The sequence below is a fragment of the Acinetobacter sp. 70_2 genome, from assembly GCF_056736115.1.
Genome location: NZ_JBWZIP010000015.1, coordinates 370,084 through 393,823, shown reverse-complemented (window position 1 = coordinate 393,823; position 23,740 = coordinate 370,084). Strand labels below are relative to the sequence as shown.

The following is a 23,740-nucleotide window of genomic DNA, read 5'->3' as shown; positions in this document are numbered from 1 at the left end:
TAAACCTCCTAAAACAAGCTATTTAACTAGCGTTATCTATTACCAAAGTCCTAATTTGACTCGTAAAACATTATTGTCATCATAAACTGTAATTAAGCTTCCAGTTAAAACCATACGTGCGCCATTAGGCTTCGCTGAATCCTTGAGTGTGGTTAAGGTTCCAAGATTGGCACTAATGGCGCTTAAACTTGTTGCATTAATTTTGTCCGCGTTGATATAACCAATAGATGCATTATCTAAATACAAACCCGCAGGAATAACTGTGCCGTTAGGCAATGTTGTTGGTGTAGATTGATAGACAAATGCATATTTAGGAGTAACTGAACCCGCATCTACATTAGAGGGAGCACCAATCGCAAATTTATTAGCCTGAACAATGAAATCGACTGTTCGGCTATCATTTTCAATGCCGACACCACCAACTAGATTTCCTGATTGTAATTTCAGCGTAGCTCGCGCTCTTAAACCGTCGATTGACTGTTGTTGAGACTGAATAGAGGCACTATTGTTGCCCACAGATGTTTGTAAGGTCGTAATGCTACTTGCTTGGGTTGAAACTTTGCCATCAATAACTGAAACTTTAGAATCTAGCGTCGATAAAGCAGAAGCGTCCGCTTTGTTTGCAAGACCAGCATTTAAGCCCTTAATATCTTGCGACCACGGATACCAAGAGTTGTTATCTGCACTTCTTCGTTCAGCGGTAAAAGCTGAAGAGGAACCTCGTGCAATTTGAATGATTGGGCCACCCGACGGGTCAGTCCATGATACTTGTGTCTCAAGTGTCACATACGTATCAGGCATGATACCGCTTAGTCCGAGTACAGATGTCAACTTAAACTCTCGAACGATTTTTAAGCCATGGTTTTGCCAATACCAAGTAGGTGGTTGGTTATCATTACGAGTATCTGTAAGCTTAATATCTTTATAGATTCCGCTTACAGAGGCACTTAAAGAAGTAATAGCATTACTTTGGGTCGTAATATCGTTACCCTGTTGAGTAACGGTATTAGATAATGAAGAAATAGCTGCTGCATTGGCATCTAGCTGAGCCGTAATAGCACGTGAATCTCCCATACCTTGAGGTGCGCCACTTACAAAAACTAATGGGTATTCAATCCACTGATTTTGAGGACTTGCGTCGAACATGCCTAAAATGCCGTTGCCAGCGTCTAAGTCTTTGCGACCTACAAAGATTGGGAGCGAGGTCCAGTTCCAAGACCTAAAATATTTATCGCCCGCGCCACAGGCAAGCATAAGCGCCCGTAATGGTGTGTCAGGATTTAATACACCCACATCGCGAATATTGTCAGTACCAACAATCGCGAAGTACGTGCCAGACGCTAACGCATTAACGGCATAATAGAGAGCGTTACAATTACCGACAATGTCACCATAGGTGTCGTATGCGGTACAGCTCACTACATCGCCATTGTTAAAGACAATTAAATTTAAACCGCGACCAAAATCACCAACTCTGCCCTTGTAAGAATAAATGCCCGCAGGTTTAGGCAACCCAGCGCCAGCGCCGTTTTTAAACGTGACAAGTGAAAATGACTTTGTATTGCCAATTTGGTTTGTCAGAGAAGTAATGGAACTAGATTGAGATGCAATATTCCCTTCTGTCGTTGAAACACGGCTAGACAAGTTATTCAGTGCGGTAGAATTCGCCTGCAAATCACTAACTAACTTTTTGTTACCAGTGATATTGCGCACTTGGATATTTGTTACATGCCACTTCTCATTTGGAGCGGTATCACCCGTTGCCACTTGAAGCCAAGGGTGCAATTGAGCCATACCTTCAGGCACAGTAAAGTAGCCTTCAAGCATTGTCCAACTTCTTCTTTTTGCTTCCGATGTATAAACAACACCAACCCATCCGTGGTTGCCTGCGGTATCAAGGTAATGAAAACCGAGAGTGGAATTAACACCGCTAGCGACAGGTGAGGCAAACCAAGCTGAGACATAATACATATCGCCAGCGTTACATCTAAACATTGGTCCGTAATAGTTATCACGGTTGTTTAGAGCCAATGCTTTTGGTGACGGTGGATTTGGTGCTGCATTTGTCGCATCTACAATTGTGCCCGATGACCAATCGTTTCTTGGGTCTGCAAAATTAGCATTACGAACCCAATTCGTTAGGTCATTGGTAGTAATGGTGTTACTTAATGAAGTAATTGAATTACTGTTCGATGTAATTGAATTACCTTGTTGTGTAACTTTAGCGTCTAAAGAACTGATTGCAGAAGCATTCGCATCAATGCCAGCCTTTACATCCTCTGGAGCGGGACTCCAACCAGTATCTTTAACTCCCTTTTCAACTTTTACATTTTTCAATCGAACTGTATTGTTAAACCAGATTCCGAAATGAACAAATCCTGTACTATCAAGATTCATAGTGACAGATTTATGTCCTGTTGTTGAATCTGGATACCAAAAGTAGTGAAAATCACCATTTGGATTTCTAAAACCAATTCCACTGCCAGTGATGTTGCCATCCAAGTTTTCAATATCAAAACTTACGGTATAAGTACCCACAAGAGGCTCGACAAGCGACTCGATGAATAACCAAGCCCACCCTTCTCGTACGCCTCCAGTGTTGCGTACTAAATTACGTCCACCGATAATCAATGAACTATTAAAGCTATTGATCTGCCCTGCCGTAGCTTCATCTGCCTGAGCTTTGGTGTAAGTGTTCGCAATGGCATTTGCATTAGATGCAATGTTACCTTCAGCAGTTGCGATTCTTGACCCAAGTGAAGTAATGGCATTGCTGTTTGAAGTTACTCGACCATCGATATTAGTAACTTTACTGTCTAGGGAGTTAAGAGCTGAGGAATTAACTCTTGAGTCAACAATGAAATCGTAAGAACTTGGAATCCATGAGTCAGTTGTGATCAAATCCCCTTTAACAAGCACAGCCCAATAAACTGTACCGATAGAGTTTTTATCAGCCGTTGGGTGATTAATCATGAAGAAATGAATATATTTGCTAGTAGCAACGCCATCTTTGGTAAAAGTCACTTTGTTAATGACTTTACCATTGGTGTTTTCAATGCCTTGCACGCTTTGCATACCGCCGCCAGCATAAGCCCACAAAGACGAATTGGTATCACCCGCGCCTCGTTTATGCTCCGCACACCATAGCAACGTATATTTAGCGCCAACTTCCCACTCTTCCCCCATTTCATATGTAACATGAGGATAACCAACGCCATTATAAGTCCCTGCTACGTTGGATTTGATTAATAGGTTTGCGCCAGCCTTCCCACTCACAGCTAAGTTATTATTTAACGAAGTAATAGCATTACTTTGAGATGTAATGTCGTTGCCTTGTTGTGTGACTTTATTGGATAAACTAGAGATTGCAGAGGCATTAGCATCAAGTAGACTTGTAATTGCCCTTGAATCTCCCATACCTGTTGGAACGCCATCAATAAAGGTCAAAGGGTACTCAATCCATTGATTCATAACGGATGAGTCAAACATGGCTTGAATGCCATTGCCAGCGTCTAAGTCTTTACGTCCGACAAAGATTGGTAATGAGTTTCCTACCCAAGTATTTAAATAACTACGACTTGCGCCACATGCCAAAAGAGTAGTTCGCAAAGTATCGGCAGTAGCGTGGATTGAAACACTTCCAATATTATCCGTACCGACAATCGCAAAATAAGTGCCCGAAGCTAAAGCTTGAATAGTATTATTTAAATTGGTACATGCGGTGGCCATATCTCCGTAAGTGTCAAATGCCTGAACGGAACTTACATCGCCATTTTTAAAGACGATAAGGTTCAAACCGCGTCCGAAGCCATTAATTTTGCCCTTATAGGAATGAATACCTCCATCACGCGGGATTCCAACTGCCGAGCCGTTTCTGAACGTGACAATTGAATACGATTTGGTATTGCCGATTTGATCGCTTAGCTGAGTTACTGAATTACTTTGACTTGTGAGCTTGCCTTCTGCATCTGAAATACGGGTCGATAAAGTATTAATGGCACTGTTTGCGCCTGCAATGCCTCCTTCCGCAGTGGACATGCGAGAATTTAGTGAAGTGATTGAGTTGGTATTGGTGGTAACTTTGCCATCAATATTCGAAACATTCGTATTCAGTGTATTGATGGCATTGCCATTTGTAATATTGCCCGCGATCGCTTCAGCATCTTCTAAAATCAAGTAATCAAGCTCAATAATACCCGCAGTATTGTTGTAGTTGCCGATGAAAACAGGCGAGATAAAATAAGCTTGTTTTGCAAAACTGCGGGGATCATTAATGGTTGCCGCGCCTGAAGCTACTCCAGTTGATCTACCTTTAAGATAACATGCTACTTCTTGCCATTCGCCGAGTGTAGGTGCCTGACCAGCGATCGTGTAGTTTGATGAACTCATTGAGTTCGTCACCACATTGGTGTCGGTAACATACGAACTTTTATCAACAGTCAGTTGAGCAACGCCAAGATAAATTAAGCCCGCGCCAGTTTTACGGCGATAACGTGCTCTTAGACGATAAGTTTTATTTTCATCGATTCGGATTAAATTATTCGCACGGCCCCAAAACTGATCATTACCCGCATTATCACCAAGTTGTAAAACTTTGCCTGATAACGCTGTAGGCTCAGAAACAATTTTGTATTCTGTTGTAGTGCCGTCAACTAAAACCCAATCGGTAATCGCATTTGCTCCACTCATGTTGATGCTTGAAGTGGCGGAATTTAGCGCAGAGTTAAGGGAAGTAATTGAACTTGTGTTGAGATCAGTTTTGCCACCAATGTTGGTAACTTTTGAATCAAGCGACTGCAAAGCGTTGTTGTCTGCTTTAGTTGTAAGAGCACCATTAATGGTTGTAACGTTATTATTTAAAGCTGTGATTTGTCCACTTTGGCTAGTAATGTTGCCTTCATTTTTGGTTACTCGATTGTCCAATGCAGTTAAAGCTGAAGCGTCAGCTTTAGATGAAAGTGAATTATTAATCGTGGTAATGCTATTGTTTAGCTGAGTGATCGATTGACTATGACTTGTAATCGTTCCTTCGTCATTAGCAACACGAGTTGTAAGGTTGGTAATTGCTGTAGCATTTGCATCAAGCGAAGATTGAATTGCGCCAAGATCTGGAGCGCCCGCAACCCACATTGAAGCAGACTTATCATCGCCAATGCTTTCTTCAAGCATGAACATATCAATAATTACACGTGACCCCGCAACATTGACTTGATTATTACCTGTAATCCAAAACGACATGGCGAACGCATCAGAAGGCGCTGTCACAGATTTACATGTGATAACTTGTCCTGCTGTCGTAGGGGTAATACGTGTGGTTCCCGATGCTTGGCTAGATAATGATACATCCGTTGTTACGATTGAATTATCAGCAAGACGACGGAACCAACGTACAGTCACATAGAAATCAACAATTTTAGAGGCGTCTTGCGACTTCGTGTACATACTGAGTAAATATTTCTTGCTTCCGCGTACTGTAGCTGCCGCTCGGTTGACCGCGTAAGCTGCCGAAGTAGTACCAAAATATACAGCCCCATTAGCTGTTGTGAATGTAATATCGTAAGCTTTGCCTTTAACGCGCATTGTTGACGCCGCAAGTGCGCAAGTTGCTGCTGATGTAGCTACGTCAAAAGCAAGTACTTGAGGATCAGAGTATGGAGCAATGATCGCATTCTTGCCCTTTCCGCCACTAAAATCTGATTTAAGTGCTGTAACTGAGTTTGCGGCAGCGCTCGCTTGATCTACCGCTGTATTTGCAGTTTGTTGGGCTGTAGCCGCTGCATTAATTGCGTCCCCAGTTTTACCTTCATTGGTTGTTAAGCGCGAATCAAGTGAAGTGATTTTTGATGCATTTGCGCCTGTATTTGTTGCATTAGTCGTAACTTGTTCTTGCAAGCTAGACAAAGTGCCATTAGTGCTCGCCTTGTAAGTTTCAATATTACTAAGCAAGGATGCATCTTCTGACTTGCGTTGTGCTGTTTCGGTTGTTAAACCATCATTGAGTTGAGAAACCGCAGTAACGCGAGCGTTTGCCTCGTCAGAAATTGATTTATTTAACTGGTCAGTGGCATTTTTTAAATCCCCTGCCGTTTTAGAAGCTAAATTTTGAGCATTGACGGCCATAGTGGCTGAATTATTCGCTAACCCTGCCGCCTGACTAGCTAAACTTTCGGCTGATACGGCTTTGGCAGAAGCTTGATCTGCTGCGTTATTTGCCGCTGTCGCTGCCGCTTGAGCATTAGCCGCTGCTTGTCCTGCTGTTTTTGCTACGTTAGCGGTATCTTCAATTTTGCCTTGTAATTCCTTGGCAAGATCACTCTCATCAATATGACCAGAAATAAGATCCAATACAGCATCAGGATCAGCACTAGTCGTTCCATTAACCCATTCAGACCAAGGGCCAACATTACCAATTTTATCTACGATTCGACCACTATAATATTGAATTAGATTTGGCTGTAAGCCTTGAACTTTATGTGTATTCGTTGGATAAGCGAACTGACCTAACGGTAGAATATTACTTGCACCATCCGGAGAAACCCTAATTTCTACATAGGCTGCGTCTTGGGCTCCTGTATTAGGAAAACTCCAATCCAGCTGCATACCAAATAAAATACCGGTAGCACGGATAAATTCTAGTTTAGGAGGTAAACCCTTTTTACCTACTAATTCAGTAATTGATGAGTAAATCGGTAATGAAGAAACTTCAAAGGCTGAAATCGCAGTAACACGTGCCTGATAATTTCCCGAATAAACCCCTTGTACTTCTACAGAGTTATTCCCTGTGAGTGGTAAACGAAGCCAAGAACCGTTGTCTTTGCGCCATTCAACAAGATATTTAACTGCGCCTCTTGCTTGTTTCCAAGACAAAATCATTGTTGTGATATTAATACCTTGATTAACTTTGTCTTCACTTGTAATCGAAATATCACTTACAGGGTCTTGAAGGGACGGATTAATAATTGAAATAGGTACTTCTTCAAAATGGGCACCGTTGTCTATTTCATCAAATTTCTTAGGGTTGTACTGAATAGCATTAATCGTAAATTTATTTTTCTCTTCTTGACGAATTGAAATAACACGGAATTTCATTGTTGCTAAATCTTGGGCATCAATTACCCAAATATTTTCCGCAGCAATCGAACCTAAGTCGAATGGTAAAGTAACGGTAATTACACGCCCATTTATAGATTGAATAACTCTAGTCTGCGCTTTTCCATCTTCACCATTAACAACCAAACGATCACCTGGCTTGGCGACAACGTCATCACGATCAATTGTTAGATTAAATCTATCTTCAGAAATTGCAGATACACGTCCGCCATTAGCACGTCCTGCAAAAAGCTCATCAGCAATCTCAATAACTCGACCAGGCTGAGGAATCCATCCATCTAGACCAACTTTAAAAGTTACAGTTCTTGTTTCAGACTGTTCAGACTTTAAGGCCCATAAACCAGCGCGTTGTGCTTGTCCACGTGAAGTACAGCCCCATGCATTCAAATCTAAAACGCGTATCTGACCAGAGTCTGAAATGGCCTGCTCATCTCGAACGTATTCATATTCAGTTTTATAATGATTTGCTGGATTATCAAATGCAACTTTTACAACATTATGGCGATCACGAGCACGTGTACCTGAATATTCAAATTCTCCAATCACGTTAGCGCGTGTATACGTAAAATATGTATCTTGTGGAATATCTGCATCACAGATAATACTGTTTCCATCCCAATAAGAAATTGCTCGAAAAACTCCAGCTAATTTTTTTAGGATTTCATAAGCTTCCTCTGCCCTTTGCAAATATACATTACATGTAAACCGTGGTTCTTGCTCCCCTTGACCATCATTTACAAATTCATCGCAATATTGACCAAGACGGTACAAAGACCATTTATCAATCATAAATGGAGTAAGTCGATCACCTAAACCATATCGATCAGAGGTACAAATATCGTAATAAATCCATGCTGGATTATTTGAATATGCACTAATGAATGTACCGTCCCACATTCCAGTATATTTTCGAGAAACTGGATTATAGTTAGAAGGTAGCTTAATTTTTGTACCTTTACATTCAACGGCAATTTTAGCAACGTTATTAAAGGTTTCTGCATCATATTGCAGACCTAATAGTGCAGTGTTCGGATAGCGCAGTTTAGCGTCAATAACTTCAGTGACAGCTTCAATATACATTTTGTCACTGATATATTCAGAAGTTGAGTTTGGTGTAAGGCGACGAACTCGAACAAGCCAATCCGAATCAGCTTTTGGTAAGTTAATGCGATGAGCACGCTCATAATTTGCAGAAGTTTTATCAGAGATTTTTGTTTTTAAAACTTCAATCCAAGGACCACCATCAGTTTGCACGTCCACCGCATACTCAATGGTTACTCCTGACACATCCCCACTTTTGGCATCTTGACTTCGTAAGGGTCCCCATTTAAATCGAATACGCAAAGCATCTAAATCTAAATTTTTAAAAGACTTAACCCAAGGAGTATCTGCCTTTAATTCAACATCAACTGCAGTTTCATTCTCAACAGCAGGAAAACCTTCTATATAATCTTGGTCATTTGTTCCTGAACGAAAATCGACTTTTACATTTTCAAAATTTAATTTGCCATTGTTATCTTCAAGTGGAGTATTTTCGAGCAAGATAGATTTATTGCCGTTTGCTAATCCTTCAATCTCACCCTCTGCCAGACCATATAGAATATTTATGCGAGTTTTTGACTGTGCAGAATCAGGAGCAATATTGGGTTGTCTCGCTTGTCCGCTTGCTTTTTTTGAACCTTTTACAATTGACATAACAAATCTCACGCATAAAAAAGGCGCTTATAAGCGCCTGAACAAAATATATTTTCTAGTTAAAGTTGGTCTTCGGGATATTGCCCTGCACTGATGACAAAACCACCAATTTCACGCTGACCATAAAGGACAGGTACAGGGTTCCCCTGCGCTACTGTAGTTACTGCACTACCAAATCCTTTATTTGCTCGGTTACCATCTTGGTTTTGGTCTTGAGTAGTTGAGACTGGGGGCATTAACATACTTGAAATACCACCTATTGCCATGCCAGAGCCAGCACCAATTAAAGCAACTCCATATGCAGAAGTTGTACCGCCAGTCATTACACCTGCAACAATTAGAACTGCTCCAAGAACCAACTGCAAGACTCCACTATTTCCACCCGCGCCTACTACACGGGGTACAATATGAATGGTGTCGGCTTGGGTATTCATATCTAACTGATCTTCAGAGATATTATCTCCTGTAATTTGCTGTTTCGAAGCAGCATCATAAATTGAAGAATGATTTTTTTTATATTTAGCATTCTTATTATTTAAAAATACGGCAAATTTAAGTCCAGACTCATGAGCACGTAACATAAAACTTTCAAAACCCGGAACTTGAACTGATAATGCACGCATAGCTTCACGAGTATTTACAACATCTAATTGAAATTGCTTTCCAAATTTTTCAGCTAATACACCATATAGTTTGATTGTTTTTAACATGAGATTATCCTGGATTTAATAAAGGAGATATTCAATTGAATATCTCCTTATATTTTAAAATTAGAGAGCTTCGGTTTGAGTTTGAGCTTCTTCAATCAAAATCGAAAATCCTGTTTCTCGATTATAAGTCAGGATCAAGTTTTCAAGCTTAATACCTTTATTATATTGAACAGTATTCACTTGATTACTGAATTGAGTTACAAGCTCTGCTTCAAGTACTGAAACTTGTTTTGCTACTTTAGTCGCCATTGAAATTACCTCTTTTGAAAATAAAAAAACCTGCATTTGCAGGTTTCTGGGATTATGCCTTACGGCGGTTTAATTCATTTTTTTGTGTCTTAAAATCTTCACGGTTCGATCCAACCATTGTGGTCCGTAAATCCCCCTTACAGATTTACGTCCATAAGGATGGTGAAGAATTAACGACGAGCCAACACAGGATTCTGTTTGTTCCGATTTAAATTTCCCTTGGTCACCCAACCAAATGATTGCATGATTAGGATGCTCCGTCCGCCCGACTCTACAAATGAGCATGTCACCATATTTAGGTTCTGATACTTCATAAAAACCAGCTCGTTCATAATTTTCTAAATAGAGTGAAGGATGTTCTTTTTGTTCCCACCAAGCATCTTCGCGCTCAAAATCAATTAATGAAATATTGAGTTCACGACTATAAAAATCACGAATTAACGAATAACAATCTTGCCAACCATGATAATAATTACGCCCTACCAATGGTGCTTTATAACCAGATGGTTCATATATTTGAAAATCAATATTTGGATAAGAACAGATCACCCAAGGTTTTTTATGTAACTCAATTTGTGTTAAGTCTAATTCGGAAGCCCGTGTAGTCCCATCTGGATGACTATGAACATATGCCTGAATTTCACCTTGATCTTCAATCATAGATAAGTCTTCAGGATGAATTTCAAATTGATCATTTTGAGCAGAGATATTACGACAAGGAATATATTGGCGATCTACAATCACACCACAACATTCAAGCGGATAACATTCATCAGCATGCACCATAATCGCTTTTTTAATTTTTGTTGAAAGTTTCATAATCGACCTGCTTTACATCAAGTTTGAAGCTGGAAAACCACCATAAGATAAAGGCTGATTTTCACCAAAATGTAAGCGGCAATCTCTTAAACGACCTCCACACTTATCTTGAGCAGGGTCATCAGTGAGTTCGCCTTTTTCTGTATACATGGCGGTACCTGTGTAGCCACACTCTTCACCTCGATAACGACCTTTACATGCCCATTCGCACAGTGAAGTAATCTGCCTAACAGGAATTTCTCGTCCTTCATTATCTATAGGATTAGAAAGTTCAAATGTGACTTGCTGAGCATTTTCAGAAGTTTTCTGTTCTATGTACCAAATCTGTTCTTTTGATTCATTTGCTGCGTTTGGATTACCAGTTGAAAAGTTTAATGCATCCAAATATTTAGCCATTGTAATAATGACTTTTAATTTAGCATCCGCAAAATCTTTAAATTGTAAACAGTAAGCAGAAACAGCTCCTTGAATACCATTAATATTATTTGCAATTGCTAAGGATGGAGTAGATGCTTTTCCATCGGAACGTAACTCTAGTTCTGATACTTTAATTGCAAGAGGTTCATAAGTTTCACCTTGCCAAATAATATTTGGCTTCCATTCACCATTATCTTTAAAACTAGCATGGCCATGAAACCTTAAAATACCCGCACCAAGATTCCTTGCATCTAACTCATAAAGAGTAATTAGTCCATCTACTTCAAGTTTCTGAAAATCACTGACGAGAGACATATTTATTTCCATAAAAAAAGCCCCTTTTAAGGGGCTCATAAGTGAATAAGTATTTAAGGATAATAAACTTGGGTAAATGTTGTACTAATACGCCACCAACCACCACCTAAATGAACAGGTTGATATTCACCCACTTTTACACGTACTTCACCATCTAAAGGTGAGTTCCAAAGAAATGATTTTGAACCTTTATGTAAATCAAAAAAGTTTTTAATCTCTAAAATATTTTTTTCGGTGTCAGTCTTAGTATATTGCCACTGACGAGAACAATTATTAATACCGACACTTACGTTTTGTTCGTAACCATCCCCAAAATTTGCATTTAAGACATTAAATGTATTTTTTTGGGAGTTACCATCTAAATCTTGAGTCCAAATAAACTTAAGGGTACTCATAAAATATTCCTAACATATACAGAGCAGTTATATAAATACTTATTCAAACAACATTTAAATGATAAATAATTTATTATTTGCCCTATTAAAATATCAATTAAAAATAAAAGACCAAACGAAATTTATTAAAAATATTTAAAAAAATAAGATATATTTCAACAATCTAAAAATTAAAATAATAGTATTAAAAATAAAAAAACTAACTTTAAAATTAAAGTTAGTCTTTAATGTGTATCGAATTTATATTTCGACCATCTTAGTTACACTATACTTTAGTTTTCAGAAAAAAGAAACTATAAATTAATAAAGGTTATTTAAAATATTTAGTTTTAATTGTTTCGAATTGAATAATCTCTTGAATCTATTATTTTTAGAAACCAAGTTGGTACCTTTTACCCACGAATCGCATTATATAAAATCCGACCTTGACGTAATTCTTGAAGTAATACTTGTCGAATTGTATTCCCAAGCACTTCTCCAACTAATTTATATTGACCAGATGAGTCGACTTGACTACTACCATCGGAGTTTACTGTTACATTCACTGATACAGGAGCATTAATCGCACTTCCTGTTGGAGGTAGTTCAGCAAGTTGAGGCACGATAATCTGACTCGACTCTGTTTGGGGCAACTCACCTGTTTGATTCATATAATTAAGATTATCCAAACCAATTTTTTTAGCTGAAGATTGTTTAATCATGAACTCTTCATTAGAAGCCCAAATAGGAATACTGTCACTTAAACCATTGCCCAAACCTCTAATCTGTCCACCAGTTGCAAAGCCTTGTGGAGTAACAGCAGACACAGCTGCTTTTAATACACCTGTTTGAGCTACAGCCATAGCCACCGCGGGTATGTTATAAGGGAAAGCTGCTGATGCCCATGCTTTACCAATTGCTTCAGAACTAGATAAAATTACACTTGCTAGGGAAAATCCTTTTTGCATAGCAAACAATGTTCTATATGTATTAGATTGCTCTCCCCCGAAAGCTTTAGCTAACCCAGCCATATCTCCAAACATGGTTGCATAATTATTTAAATTTTCTACATTTAAACTGTTTTGTAACTCTCGGGACTTTGTATCATATTCAACATCCATTGCAAATTTTGCATCATTATAAGCTTGATGTGCATCTTTAAGCATTTGATATTTATCAGTCTCTGATAAGTTTTCATTACTATTAATTGATTCATTTATATTTTGATATCCATCCCATAAACTAGACTGCTTACCTTCAAACTCATTTTGTAAATTCCATTTTTTCAACTCATCTGGAGTAAGTGTTATTCTAGCCCAAGTTTCAGTAGTAGATTGATTTATTTGATCAATTCTGTCTTTAGTACCTTGAATCGCCTGATTTTGAATCTTTATTTTTTCATCTTCTGCAGCAATATAACTCTCCATTGCTTTGTCATATTCTTTCTGTCGAAGATCTAATAATCTTGTTCTTTCTGGACCTTCAGGAAACGTTCTAATAATCTCAGCCTTATCATCTTCACTATCTGCTAAAATTCTCTCTGGTTCAGTATAATATTTTCTTTTTAAAGCTTTTTCATTCGCAGCTTGAGTAAGGGATGCTTGATATTGCTCATCATCAGAATTTTGTACATTTTTTAAAGCCTCTAATGCATAACTTTCATCTCCATTTTTCCCAAGCAACAAGTTAATTTTATTGTAATAATTATCTCGTTTCTTGTGATGCGGTCGGGCATTGATATTATTACCGTCATAATCCCAACGAATAAAATTATTACCCACCGTATTCTCTAATTCTTTATAATCAGCATTTTTCTGCAAAGCCTTTTTAGATTTAGCAAATCGCTTATTTGTCAAAATTTCGTTGATTATAGCATATTTTGCCTGTGCATTTAGAGCCTCTTGTGTTGGTTTAATATTGCCTGAGCTATCAAGGAGACCTTTTTTTGATAAAAGACTCATTAGGTCTGTTGCTCTATCCTTTTGCCAAGAAAAAATTCCTACGTTAGTAAAACCATTATTTTTATCTTTATGACTTCCAAACATTTTTGAACTACGAAAATCATTTTCCCTTCCAACTTCCGCAGTAAAATATTTAGCCTGTTTCTCATTCAGTACACCTGTGTTCATAAAGGCTTGATAAACGCTTAGCATGTTTTTAGTTGCAGGATCCATAACAGCACTAGCCATAGCTTGCTTTTTTGCTAACTCTGCTTGTTTTTTCGCTTCTTCAGTTGATCTTTGTTCTAGTTTTAATTTGTCTTCTTGCCGGCTTTGTAATTGTTTATTTAAATTTAATAAGTCTAAAGAGGCTTTCAAATCTTTTTGGGCTGTTGGGGTTGCCATCTGCGCAGAGTCATAATTATATCGTTTTCCCCACTCATAAACTTTTTCCATTTGTTCTGAAGAAAACTTTTTGCCATACTTGTCGAAAAGCGCTTGCTTACCTTTAACATCCTTATATTCAGTATTAAAAGTTTTTTGATATTGTTCATAACCGACTTTTGCCCTATTTGAAGCTAGTTCAGCAGCATAAAACTCCTTATTTAAATTCCCTTGTTTCTTTGTTGCTTCATCTGTTGACTTTAATAAAGAGTTGATTACTTCTTTTTGTTTTGTAAACTCTTGACCAACTTTAATTGAAGCTGCTGCCTGTTCATCAATTTTCGCTTTTGATTTTTCAGATACGCCAGATAATTTATTAATTTCAGAAGCAAATTGACTTGTTGTCATTTCCCCTTCTTTAAACTTCATAGCTAATTCACTAGCAGTTCGAGATGCTTCAGAAGTAGAACCATCTAGACGTCCAATAGCAATTGCCATACTAATTAACGTGCCCTTGGATTTTTCATACTCTTCATTTAATTCTTCTAATGATTTTTTTTCAGCACGCATCTGAGTTCGTTGTGAGGCTGTATCTAACTCTTGATATTTTTTAACAATTTCAGCAATTGAAACTCCCTGTTCATTTAAAGATTTAGCAGTCTCATCATTACTATTTTTCATAAAGAGAAAAGCTGCACCAGCAGCAAGCGCTTGTACCGCAAGAAGACCTAAACCAACAGGACCTCCAAGAAATGCCATAGCTCCTCTTAATATCCCCATAGCGCCTGCTGTTTGTAAAGTAACCCCTGCCATACGTGCAAGAGCTATTTCATAGCGAATACTTTCAACTACTCCTACAGCAAACTCTTTAGCTACCATAGCACCCTGTACTGCAAGTTTAACGCTTAGTGCGGCCCCCAAACCGACTGCTGCTGCAGTAATGGTGTCCATATGAGAAGTTACAGCAATAAATACAGGCATAATTCCATTGACCATCGTGGCCTGAAGTCCCTGCCATTGCAAATCCATGATTTGTAAGTTTTCTTTGGCTTGCGATAATTTTTTTATCATCGCATCATCCATGATAGCCCCAGCTCTTTGTGCTGCATCACCCCATTTTTTAAATCCCGCACCACCATTTTCCAGTAAAGGAATTAACGCGGTCGAGTCTGAAATAAGGGCTTCCATATAAAACTGCATACTCTCCTGACTAACATTCGCTTTAACAAGAGAATCATAATAAAGCTGTAATGCATCTGGGCCTGAAAGTTTTTGGAATTGAGAAATTGTTACCCCAACTTGAGGTGCTATGTTTTTAAAGAAATCAGCTAATGGACCACCTCCGGTCTGTTGGAAATTACCGATATTTTGTTGCATACCTTTTAACTGGTTTGCAAACTTATCCATGCTAATTCCTACAGTTTCTGCACCCTTTGCGTAATATTGAAAGGATGAAGTACTTGTATTGGTGAGCTGAGCCAACTTCTTGATTTCACTACCTGTATCAATTACACGTGTTACAGTCGATGTGAGTCCAGCAACAATCTGATTATTCATGAAATCACTGACAGATTTCATGGTAGAGCCAATTGTTTTAAAACTTTGGCCAATAGTCTCACTGGCTGATTTCGCTTTACGTTCTGCCTGGTTAATAGGCTCAATAAAATTAACAATATTAACAACTAAGTCTATATTCAGAATTCCTAAATTAGTTGCAGCCATACTTATCTCCAGGCAAAAAAACGACCTTTTGGTCGTCAATGATTAAATTATGATTTAACTAGATTTCAAATTACTGCTTTGCTAAATTGGACATACTTTGCAAATACTAGAGTTAATCAAGGCAATGAAACAAAAATTATTACTGCTATCTTCTTTTTTTTAATTAACCATTCTTTTGCAATAACAGTAGATGATTTGGAAACAAAATCGATATTCCGTACATTTTATCCATCTATGTTTCATGCTATGTTTGAAAGTAAAGATGAAGAGGAAATTAATCTTCCCCATATTGGAATCGAAGAAAATAGCCAAGAATATTTAGCCATACTCCATCCCGCAGAAGTCTTTAAAAATAACTCTGGTGAAGATAGATATTTAATTTTTGTTGAAAAACGTGAAATTGGTAAAGCAGTAAGTGAAATTGAAAACGGAAAACTTGTCGAAAAAAGTTCGAACTTCTATGAGTTTAGTGAAGGTTGTCATGCCTGTGAAGGTAATGCTGACCTCATGATTTTTAAGAAAAATAATCAAGGTAATTTTGATTTAGTCTCTAAAAATAGAGATTCATACACCCCACCAAGTCAATATGGAATTATTAATTTAAATATTGAAAATCTAGCTTCAAGAATTGTCAAGATAGGTAAAAATGATGTCGGTTTCTTCGACGACTCATATACCTATTCAAATGATGGTGGATCAGATACTTTACTGCATCTTATTAAACTAGGCGATGATGCTATTCAAGGATACAACATTGATATTATTGAAGGAAGTAATGAAGGCACTTACGACCAAAACTCGCCTTTAAATTATAGCTTTAAGGGTGAATATAAAGTTAAAACTGATCAACCTGATTTAAAAAGTTACCCTATTGAAATTAAATTCAAAGGAGATATTTATGATGAAAAAACAGATAAATTTATTAAATAAAATAAAATAAAAACATATCAATTTAATAGTTCAAACAATATATATAATATTACATCAGAAAAAAGTTATTAATTTATTTTAAAAAAGCACTTTTCTCAAAGTGCTTTTTTAATTCGTTATAATTAGCGTGACGTTTTCATTTTTTGCATACGTTCTTGCTCAAAAGTAAGCGCTGGTGGTTTATCAAAGTGTGGTAAATAATCATAAATTTGAAGCCCTTTTACACCCTTAGATGACGCAAACATGAGCTTCATTTCTGCCATCACTTCTTCTAAACGCAAACCTATGTTGAGGCTACCTCTTTTTTGTCGGTAAGCTGCCCAGGTTCTAATTTCTTTGTGGGTGAAAGTTGTTTTGACTTCTTCAATTGATCTTGAGGTGGCGATTGCGATTTCGATGAGGAGTTCTTCTCTGTCGTCGATTTCAACGTCTGCTTTCCCATGACATTAATTTCAACAATTTTGACCCAAATGATATCAACTAATGCTTGGCTAAAGTGTAATCGTACTTCATCCTCAGTGAAAGTAGGAACACCATGCTCATCTGTAATACAACTTGCTAAAATACCTGCTAGAGCCTCTTTATTTTCTCCGTATGCTTTCATATTTGCTACAGCAGATTGGTAGTTAAAAGGTTTAATATAGGTTGTAAATTCTGATTCTTCACCATTTACCAAAACTTGGACTGTTACTTGTTCTGGCTTACCAAGCAAAATACCTGACTTGATTTGATCCGCACTTAGTTTCTTCATTTTTTAATTTTCCAAAAGAAAAATAAGCCTGCTAAGCAGGCTTATTAATGATGCTAAAAAACCTTAAACGGTTTTCAATGTATCGAATGCTGGGGTTTGGCGTTTCATTGGAATAGTATGGTTTACCAATGAGTCTTTATCGAAAATTGGTGGACCTTTTCGTAATTGAGCTTGGAATTGTGTCCAAGAACGACCTTGCGGTACTGTAACAACATCGCCTTGTAAAGTTGGTGCAGCAGTACCATCAGCCCATCCAACAAAAACATCAACTTTTGCTTTATTTTGAGCCAAATTCAAAATCGTAACATGGGTTTCATTTTCAGGATCAGTATTGATTTTCAAACTACCTTCACCTGGTTTAACTAAACCATATTCTGAAGTTGAAGATTCACGCTCTTCCATACATGTTGTTTCAATTTCAGTAACACTATCATCGCCTACCGACAACTCAGTAATACATTCAATTTTAGTTAATACAGCTGGTGAACCATGTTTCACCCATGTTTCAGTACCTTGTGTTAATACGCCCATGATTGGACTCCTTTTTTAACGACGAAAAAAACCTCGCGTTTTGCGAGGTGATAAAAATTTAAGAAACGATAATATTTTTAAGAAATATCACGTAGAAATAAAAATTATTTTATTTAAGGATATGAAATTACAGTTTATTAATTAAATCATTTTGAAGTGCTTTAATCATAAGTTCTTTAGCATCTTTAGATGAAACCGCCTTTTTTTCAACATCACTTATAACTTTATTAATTTTCTTATCATCTGATAACTTCTTAAGCTTGTTTTGTAGATTAATCAAACCCTTAATATTTTCAGACATAAATCCACCTAAATAAGAAATCTATTTGTTATATTAATCTAGTGATAATAAGCATACCCATCAAAAAACACCTTTACTTTAAACTATTCTGTAGATGAGATTTTCTTTGTATGCTTCTTGACCTACTTTGATTAGTTAATTTATTAGATTTCTCTGATACACCTGAATCAATAACTTTCACTAAATTTAGCTTTAACAACTCATCTGCATCCTTTTCTTCGACCTCAATCACCTCATTGTCTATATAAACAATTCGATTATGCATACATGTAGTTAAAAACTGGACTTTTACATTTGACATATTTTTTCCAATAAAAAAAGATCTAGACTTAAAATCTAACCCTTCCAATAATTAAGATAATATAAAATACTCAGATAAGTTAATTTTAATATTATTTTTCTTTTGGCTTTGAATCCAAGTAAGCAATAACATTTTCATCAACTTTATTATTTTCAACATACTGTTGAAGTAGTTTATTATTCTGCTCAATAGCAGCATAAATAAGAGTATCTTTCTTTTCAGACTTTTGAATCAGTGTGTTGTTCTGCTTTATCAATTCGTCCATTACTTCGAGTAACTTTGAGCAGCAGAAATTTTGTTCTTCGTTCGAGTTCATTATACTTACTCTCTAACCATTTACGCCTTTTAGCACAACCAGTACAACTCATAATAAATACCTTTCCATACTTATTACTAATAAAAAAATAAAGCCGTATCAATCTATTTTGATACGGCTTTATGTGCTGCAATTTGTACAGCAAAACTTCAATAATGATTTAAATAAAATATTTAAAAATTAGAACTTGTATAAAATATAGATTTTTAGACTTTCTACAAACAGCTAATCTTTCTGTAAAGCTGTTATCTGTGTAGAAATTTAATAGATGAATTATTCCGATAGATACGGTAACAAATAATTTAAACAAAAAAGTCGTATTACAAATTAAATCCGTAATACGACCATCTTATATATAATATACTCTTTTTTTCAGAATAATGAAAACCCTATAATTGTAACTCTTTGTAAGTTTCTTTGCGATATTCACGTATAGTATCTTCTGCTTCTGCAATAGCAGATTCTAGTGCAAGCTGCATTAACTTTTCATATGGCTTCCATGTCATTCTATAAACATCTGCCGACATTTTATAAGCTGTAATCCCTGCATAATAAAGTCGACCTTGAGCAGTAAAATTTTTTTCAAGGTCGGGATTTAAAGAGAAATCAATAACCATACGAGCAATCAGCCACGCCAAGTGATGAATTGCTATATACTCAGGTTCTCTTTTTTTATCTTTTGCAGCTTCTTTTAACATAATTAAAGCTAAATGATTTCTTATAAACTTATAGTCCTCTTCTGATTTTCCTTCATAAATAATTAATGAGGTCACTGATTTAGCTAATTGGGTCTCCATTTTAGCAATTGCCCCTAATCTATCTTGATAATTAATCGTATCTTTACTAGGGGTATGTCCAACTCTTGAAAAATCCAATGATTGTGCTGTTAAGCCTCGGGATAACCATTGAAATTGGGTAAACTGATTCATAATGCTAATATCAATATTCATTCATTAACCCTCTCAAAATATGGACAATCACGATCATTACTAACATCGAAAAAATAAAACCTAATCCAAAGGCAAAACCTCTACGCATCCATTCAACCACTGCTCCATGGTTATATTCTCCAACCAACCATTGCATTAAAAACTTAACAGCAAAATGGAAGGCAAAAGAAGCAACTATTACTAAAATAATTTGATCAGTTTTCATTACATTACGCCCTCATCAATACACTTAGTTATTAATAAATACCCATAAGGCTTTGTACCAAATAAGTATTCAAAGTTTCTTTTCTGTAATTTCAGTTCCTGAGCAAAATTTTTAGTACTCTGGATAGACAATCCTTCTCTCTTCACGTCTTTAAAATTATTTAGATTTTTTTTCTGAATATTTCTAATATTCCACTTTTGACGATTACTGCGCTTAATAAGGTGATTCATTATTTACTCCTAAAGCGTCAAGTGACTGTTTTAAAATATTCCAATCCAGTAAAGAGGCTTCTGATCGTCCACGATAAATTCGGCTAAGTTGGTAAGCTGTTAATGCATAACCTGAATTGGCTGCCAAGAAATCCCAAGCTTGTCCAAACTTCATAGCAAATATTTTTAATAAAGCTTGTTGATGATTTGGATATGCTGTTGTTTCTTTAATTAATGAATGACTCAATAAATTTGTTGTTGTAGCTCGGTCTACATAACTTTTGTCTTTGTGCCCATCTTTAGTAGACCTTTCCCACATTTGTTTAGAATAGATTTGATTCTCACTCTTATTTTCAACCAACTTAATCTGATTACCCTGCGCCACCCATTCCGCTACTTGAATAGCTAATTCATTACGCTGTTTAGACTTAAGAAAAACATTTGAGTAACTCATTGAACAATCATGTTTACCAAGTTCTAATTTAACATTCATATTTTGCCCCTAAACGGGTATCTGCCCATACGCATTCGATTTGAGTTAATCCACCATGTTGAAACCGTGACCATAAGCGATCGCCTAAATCAGAGATCAAGCCATGGATAATTGCTCCCATCCGATCCTTAGTATCATTCAGTGCAAAATTTGAAATAAGCATAGTTGCTTTATCGGCGTCATAACGTGCATACAAGACTTTGTGAACAACTTCTTTCCGTTTTTCACGATCATGCAAGCCATACTCATCAATAATGAGCAGGTCATATTCTGTGTAACGATAAATAGTATTTTTCTCGCTATCTCCTTGACGGTACCATGCTGCCATAATGTCATTTGCAAGTTCTTCGCTGGTGATATAACGAGCAGTTTTACCATTTTTAAGCAATGTTCTAGCCGTCGCACATGCCAGATGTGTTTTACCTGTTCCAGTTTTTCCCACCATAACCAGATTAGTTACTTGCCCTTTCATAATTTGCTCGGCATAAGCTGCACAACTATTAAATGCAATAACTTGTCCTGGTAATTCACAGCGATAATTATGAAAACCAGAGTTTTTATGGCGTATAGGTAGCATTCCACCGGCTAAGTGATTTTCATAAATCATCTTCCTAACAGCTTTACCATGTTTAAGATTAGACTCAGTAACTTTATTAACGGCACATGTTGGACAAATTTCTAAACCTGCAATCTTGACCTTTTTTTCAAAATGAATAGAGCAAGTGTTTAATCCAGATTGGAAGGAGTGATTAATTTTTGTTATTACAGTCATACAAATTTACCTCCTAGTTCCACTGGTTTAATACTTTCATCATATTCAGGTGGTTGATATTCAAATGCTTGATTAACATTTCCAAGTGGTTTTGAATTTAAGTAAATTGGCTTTGCAGACTTCATTTTTGAAGCTTTTAGCTTTTCAAATTTTTCAAATATCCATTGAGCAAACTTACTGTGGCGTTGACTATCTGTTAGATATCGTGAAGTTTCATGGTGAGCATTGAAATTACTCAAATGAAATTCAAAGTCATCCATAGATAAGATTTCTTGTACTTGCTGAGAGTATTTAGTCTTTTTCAAGTAAGTAGCGAGATGGTTTAAATCTGGTCTCCAATCTTCTGATTTCATAACATTTGTTAAAATTACTTGAGAGAGAGTTTTTTCCTGCTCCTGTTCTTGTTTCTGTTCTTGGCTTAAAAGAACCTTCTTAGGGACTTCTTTTTCTACATAACTATTACTCTTTCCTTCACGTCGATGCGTCATACAAAAAGCTTCAACGTATTTATTATAAAAGTTTTCTAAAAATGGATTTGAAGGTAATGAGTCATAGTCTTTTTGAATACCTTTACAACGATTGTCACTTTCCTTTAAGGACTCAGCAACTTGAAAACGAGCCATTTCGTGTACCCAGACCATCTCTGAAACATCGTCATAGCTGCAAAAACCTACTTTACATGCCCATTGAAGCCCCTTCTCTGCTCCTTCTAAACCTAAACCAGTTTCATGAGCAATATATAAAAGAGGCATATAGTAAAGACCAAGCATATTTGCATGGGGACTAGTGATTAAATACATAGCCACGATAATAGACTCTGGACATTCTCGTAATTGCTTACCAGTCTTACCCGTCCAGAAATGCGGAGAAACCTTGCCATAATCACGCATTGATATTTAGCTCCCCTAAAAGAGCTTTAAAGGAATTTAAATAGGAAAAAAATTTATTTTCCTTACCTTTACAATTAGCCGATTTGTTTTTGCCACAACATTGTGATAAATTTATTTTAAAATTCATTGTGATTTCCTAATTAAATGAATTAACTAAAAAGTCTGATTTGCCGATCAGGCTTTTTGCTTTATAAATCAAGTATCCAAATTTTTTTTCACATTTTTAATAAAACCTATTTAAAAAATCTCTCCTTAAAACTAATCTCAACCATTTATAAATCCTTAAAAAATTAGTCTCTATCTACATCTTTACTTTGATAATTAGCTCGCAATTTTCTTTTCAAACTCTTTTAGCGTTGGACAAAGTTGATACGCTTTAAATCTCCCATTAGTTACATACTCAGCCCGTAAAGCAATTTTTTCAGACATTTTGCTTTTCCCCGTTAACCACGCATTAACAGATGGTTGCTTGATAGAAAGTGCTTGCGCCGTTTTTGTTTGATTCCCGAAAAAGCTTACTAGTTGTAGGTAGATTACAATGATATCTATATTCATAACTATCAAACCTCTATCTTGATAGTTAATTTATAGTTAAAACTATCAAAAGTCAATATCTCAAGTTATTTTGATTATTAATAGTTTTAACTATAAACTTAGGCCCAACGATTTTAAGGTTAATATCATGTCTGATTTAGCAACTCGTCTAAAAGCTGCTCGCTTAAAAGCAGGAAAGAGCCAGTATGAAGTGGCTGAAGCGGTTGGTATTAAACAACCGACATATCAAGCCTTGGAAACAGGAAAAAGTTTAAAATCTGCCTTTCTTCCTTTGATTGCAAAATACTTAGGAGTAGATGCCTATTGGCTAACAACTGGTGAAAGTGAAGACTCATTTAGTGAAGATGATCTGGTTAAACCAATTGTAGTAAGTAAAGAAAATAATGAATATGTATGGATAGAAGTTGTGGAAGCTAATTTTTCATGTGGGACGGGTGAGTCAATTGAATTTCATTTTGATGCTATTAATGGAAAAATTCCTTTCCCCCCCTCATTCTTTAAAGAAAAACATGTCGCTCAAGATTGCATGCGTATTATTAAAGCCAAAGGCGATAGTATGATGGATTATATAAAAGATGGCGATCTTGTTGGCATAGATATCTCTCAAACACAAATTATTGATGGTGAAATATATGCTGTATATTTTGCTGGCGAAGGTATGCTAAAACAAATCTTTAAAGAAGAAGATGGATCTTTAATTCTTCATAGCCTTAATGAAAAGTTCAGAGATCGCCGAGTAACGGAAGAAAATGGCAAAAACTTTAGAGTTATGGGCCGTCAATTCTGGAGAGCAGGATAATC

22 protein-coding genes are annotated in these 23,740 nt (G+C 36.5%); 2 read left to right on the top strand and 20 right to left on the bottom strand.

What is annotated here, in order from left to right; genetic code table 11:
• Positions 1–39 precede the first annotated feature (39 nt).
• From gpJ to AC1PJ9_RS10805, 7 genes are all read right to left on the bottom strand, one after another.
• On the bottom strand, positions 40–8,805 hold the full coding sequence (gpJ, locus tag AC1PJ9_RS10835; protein ID WP_311086885.1) for a TipJ family phage tail tip protein: 8,766 nt from the start codon (positions 8,803–8,805) through the stop codon (positions 40–42).
• Positions 8,806–8,864: 59 nt separating this feature from the next.
• Entirely contained in the window at positions 8,865–9,515 is a 651-nt protein-coding gene (locus AC1PJ9_RS10830; protein ID WP_198072345.1) for a tail assembly protein, read from the bottom strand.
• Between the two features lie 60 nt (positions 9,516–9,575).
• Positions 9,576–9,764, bottom strand: coding sequence for a hypothetical protein (locus tag AC1PJ9_RS10825; RefSeq protein WP_198072344.1), 189 nt, complete (start codon positions 9,762–9,764; stop codon positions 9,576–9,578).
• Between the two features lie 69 nt (positions 9,765–9,833).
• A complete protein-coding gene (locus AC1PJ9_RS10820; RefSeq protein WP_311086884.1) occupies positions 9,834–10,583 on the bottom strand; it encodes a C40 family peptidase in 750 nt (249 codons plus the stop codon).
• Positions 10,584–10,595: 12 nt separating this feature from the next.
• The gene (locus AC1PJ9_RS10815; RefSeq protein WP_311086883.1) at positions 10,596–11,315 is read right to left on the bottom strand and encodes a phage minor tail protein L; all 720 of its coding nucleotides are present in this window, start codon (positions 11,313–11,315) and stop codon (positions 10,596–10,598) included.
• A 53-nt stretch (positions 11,316–11,368) separates the two neighbouring features.
• The gene (locus AC1PJ9_RS10810) at positions 11,369–11,710 is read right to left on the bottom strand and encodes a phage tail protein (protein WP_311086882.1); all 342 of its coding nucleotides are present in this window, start codon (positions 11,708–11,710) and stop codon (positions 11,369–11,371) included.
• Between the two features lie 392 nt (positions 11,711–12,102).
• A complete protein-coding gene (locus AC1PJ9_RS10805; protein WP_311086881.1) occupies positions 12,103–15,735 on the bottom strand; it encodes a hypothetical protein in 3,633 nt (1,210 codons plus the stop codon).
• Positions 15,736–15,981: 246 nt separating this feature from the next.
• Between AC1PJ9_RS10805 and AC1PJ9_RS10800 the strand changes: the two genes are divergently transcribed.
• A complete protein-coding gene (locus AC1PJ9_RS10800) occupies positions 15,982–16,665 on the top strand; it encodes a hypothetical protein (RefSeq protein ID WP_311086880.1) in 684 nt (227 codons plus the stop codon).
• A gap of 122 nt (positions 16,666–16,787) precedes the next feature.
• On the opposite strand, the gene AC1PJ9_RS10795 is transcribed toward AC1PJ9_RS10800, so the two are convergent.
• The 13 genes from AC1PJ9_RS10795 to AC1PJ9_RS10735 all read right to left on the bottom strand — a co-directional run bounded on the left by AC1PJ9_RS10795 (position 16,788) and on the right by AC1PJ9_RS10735 (position 22,939).
• Positions 16,788–16,928: a hypothetical protein gene (locus AC1PJ9_RS10795; RefSeq protein ID WP_165395678.1), complete on the bottom strand. Its 141-nt coding sequence runs from the start codon at positions 16,926–16,928 to the stop codon at positions 16,788–16,790.
• A 20-nt stretch (positions 16,929–16,948) separates the two neighbouring features.
• On the bottom strand, positions 16,949–17,416 hold the full coding sequence (locus tag AC1PJ9_RS10790; RefSeq protein ID WP_311086879.1) for a phage tail assembly chaperone family protein, TAC: 468 nt from the start codon (positions 17,414–17,416) through the stop codon (positions 16,949–16,951).
• A gap of 63 nt (positions 17,417–17,479) precedes the next feature.
• Positions 17,480–17,947, bottom strand: coding sequence for a phage tail tube protein (locus AC1PJ9_RS10785; RefSeq protein ID WP_057070199.1), 468 nt, complete (start codon positions 17,945–17,947; stop codon positions 17,480–17,482).
• Positions 17,948–18,074: 127 nt separating this feature from the next.
• Positions 18,075–18,248: a hypothetical protein gene (locus AC1PJ9_RS10780; protein ID WP_198072337.1), complete on the bottom strand. Its 174-nt coding sequence runs from the start codon at positions 18,246–18,248 to the stop codon at positions 18,075–18,077.
• A gap of 73 nt (positions 18,249–18,321) precedes the next feature.
• On the bottom strand, positions 18,322–18,549 hold the full coding sequence (locus AC1PJ9_RS10775) for a hypothetical protein (protein WP_198072336.1): 228 nt from the start codon (positions 18,547–18,549) through the stop codon (positions 18,322–18,324).
• 91 nt (positions 18,550–18,640) lie between these two features.
• Positions 18,641–18,865 carry a hypothetical protein gene (locus AC1PJ9_RS10770; RefSeq protein WP_216984762.1) on the bottom strand — a complete coding sequence of 75 codons (225 nt, stop codon included), beginning with the start codon at positions 18,863–18,865 and terminating at the stop codon, positions 18,641–18,643.
• A 389-nt stretch (positions 18,866–19,254) separates the two neighbouring features.
• Positions 19,255–19,815, bottom strand: coding sequence for a hypothetical protein (locus tag AC1PJ9_RS10765; RefSeq protein ID WP_087606819.1), 561 nt, complete (start codon positions 19,813–19,815; stop codon positions 19,255–19,257).
• Positions 19,805–20,020 (bottom strand): hypothetical protein, encoded by a 216-nt coding sequence (locus AC1PJ9_RS10760; protein ID WP_311086878.1) that lies wholly within the window; start codon positions 20,018–20,020, stop codon positions 19,805–19,807. The genes AC1PJ9_RS10765 and AC1PJ9_RS10760 overlap by 11 nt, the downstream gene beginning before the upstream one ends.
• On the bottom strand, positions 20,020–20,250 hold the full coding sequence (locus AC1PJ9_RS10755) for a hypothetical protein (protein WP_311086877.1): 231 nt from the start codon (positions 20,248–20,250) through the stop codon (positions 20,020–20,022). Before AC1PJ9_RS10755 ends, AC1PJ9_RS10760 begins: the two co-directional genes overlap by 1 nt.
• Positions 20,234–20,722, bottom strand: a complete 489-nt coding sequence (locus AC1PJ9_RS10750; RefSeq protein ID WP_216984758.1) for a hypothetical protein — start codon at positions 20,720–20,722, stop codon at positions 20,234–20,236. The genes AC1PJ9_RS10755 and AC1PJ9_RS10750 overlap by 17 nt, the downstream gene beginning before the upstream one ends.
• Positions 20,712–21,494 (bottom strand): ATP-binding protein, encoded by a 783-nt coding sequence (locus AC1PJ9_RS10745; RefSeq protein WP_198072331.1) that lies wholly within the window; start codon positions 21,492–21,494, stop codon positions 20,712–20,714. Before AC1PJ9_RS10745 ends, AC1PJ9_RS10750 begins: the two co-directional genes overlap by 11 nt.
• Positions 21,491–22,384, bottom strand: a complete 894-nt coding sequence (locus AC1PJ9_RS10740; protein ID WP_198072330.1) for a hypothetical protein — start codon at positions 22,382–22,384, stop codon at positions 21,491–21,493. The genes AC1PJ9_RS10745 and AC1PJ9_RS10740 overlap by 4 nt, the downstream gene beginning before the upstream one ends.
• Positions 22,385–22,705: 321 nt before the next feature.
• Positions 22,706–22,939 carry a transcriptional regulator gene (locus tag AC1PJ9_RS10735; protein ID WP_198072329.1) on the bottom strand — a complete coding sequence of 78 codons (234 nt, stop codon included), beginning with the start codon at positions 22,937–22,939 and terminating at the stop codon, positions 22,706–22,708.
• A 127-nt stretch (positions 22,940–23,066) separates the two neighbouring features.
• Here AC1PJ9_RS10735 and AC1PJ9_RS10730 point away from each other — a divergent pair, with 127 nt between their 5' ends.
• Positions 23,067–23,738: an XRE family transcriptional regulator gene (locus AC1PJ9_RS10730; protein ID WP_198072328.1), complete on the top strand. Its 672-nt coding sequence runs from the start codon at positions 23,067–23,069 to the stop codon at positions 23,736–23,738.
• Positions 23,739–23,740: the final 2 nt, after the last annotated feature.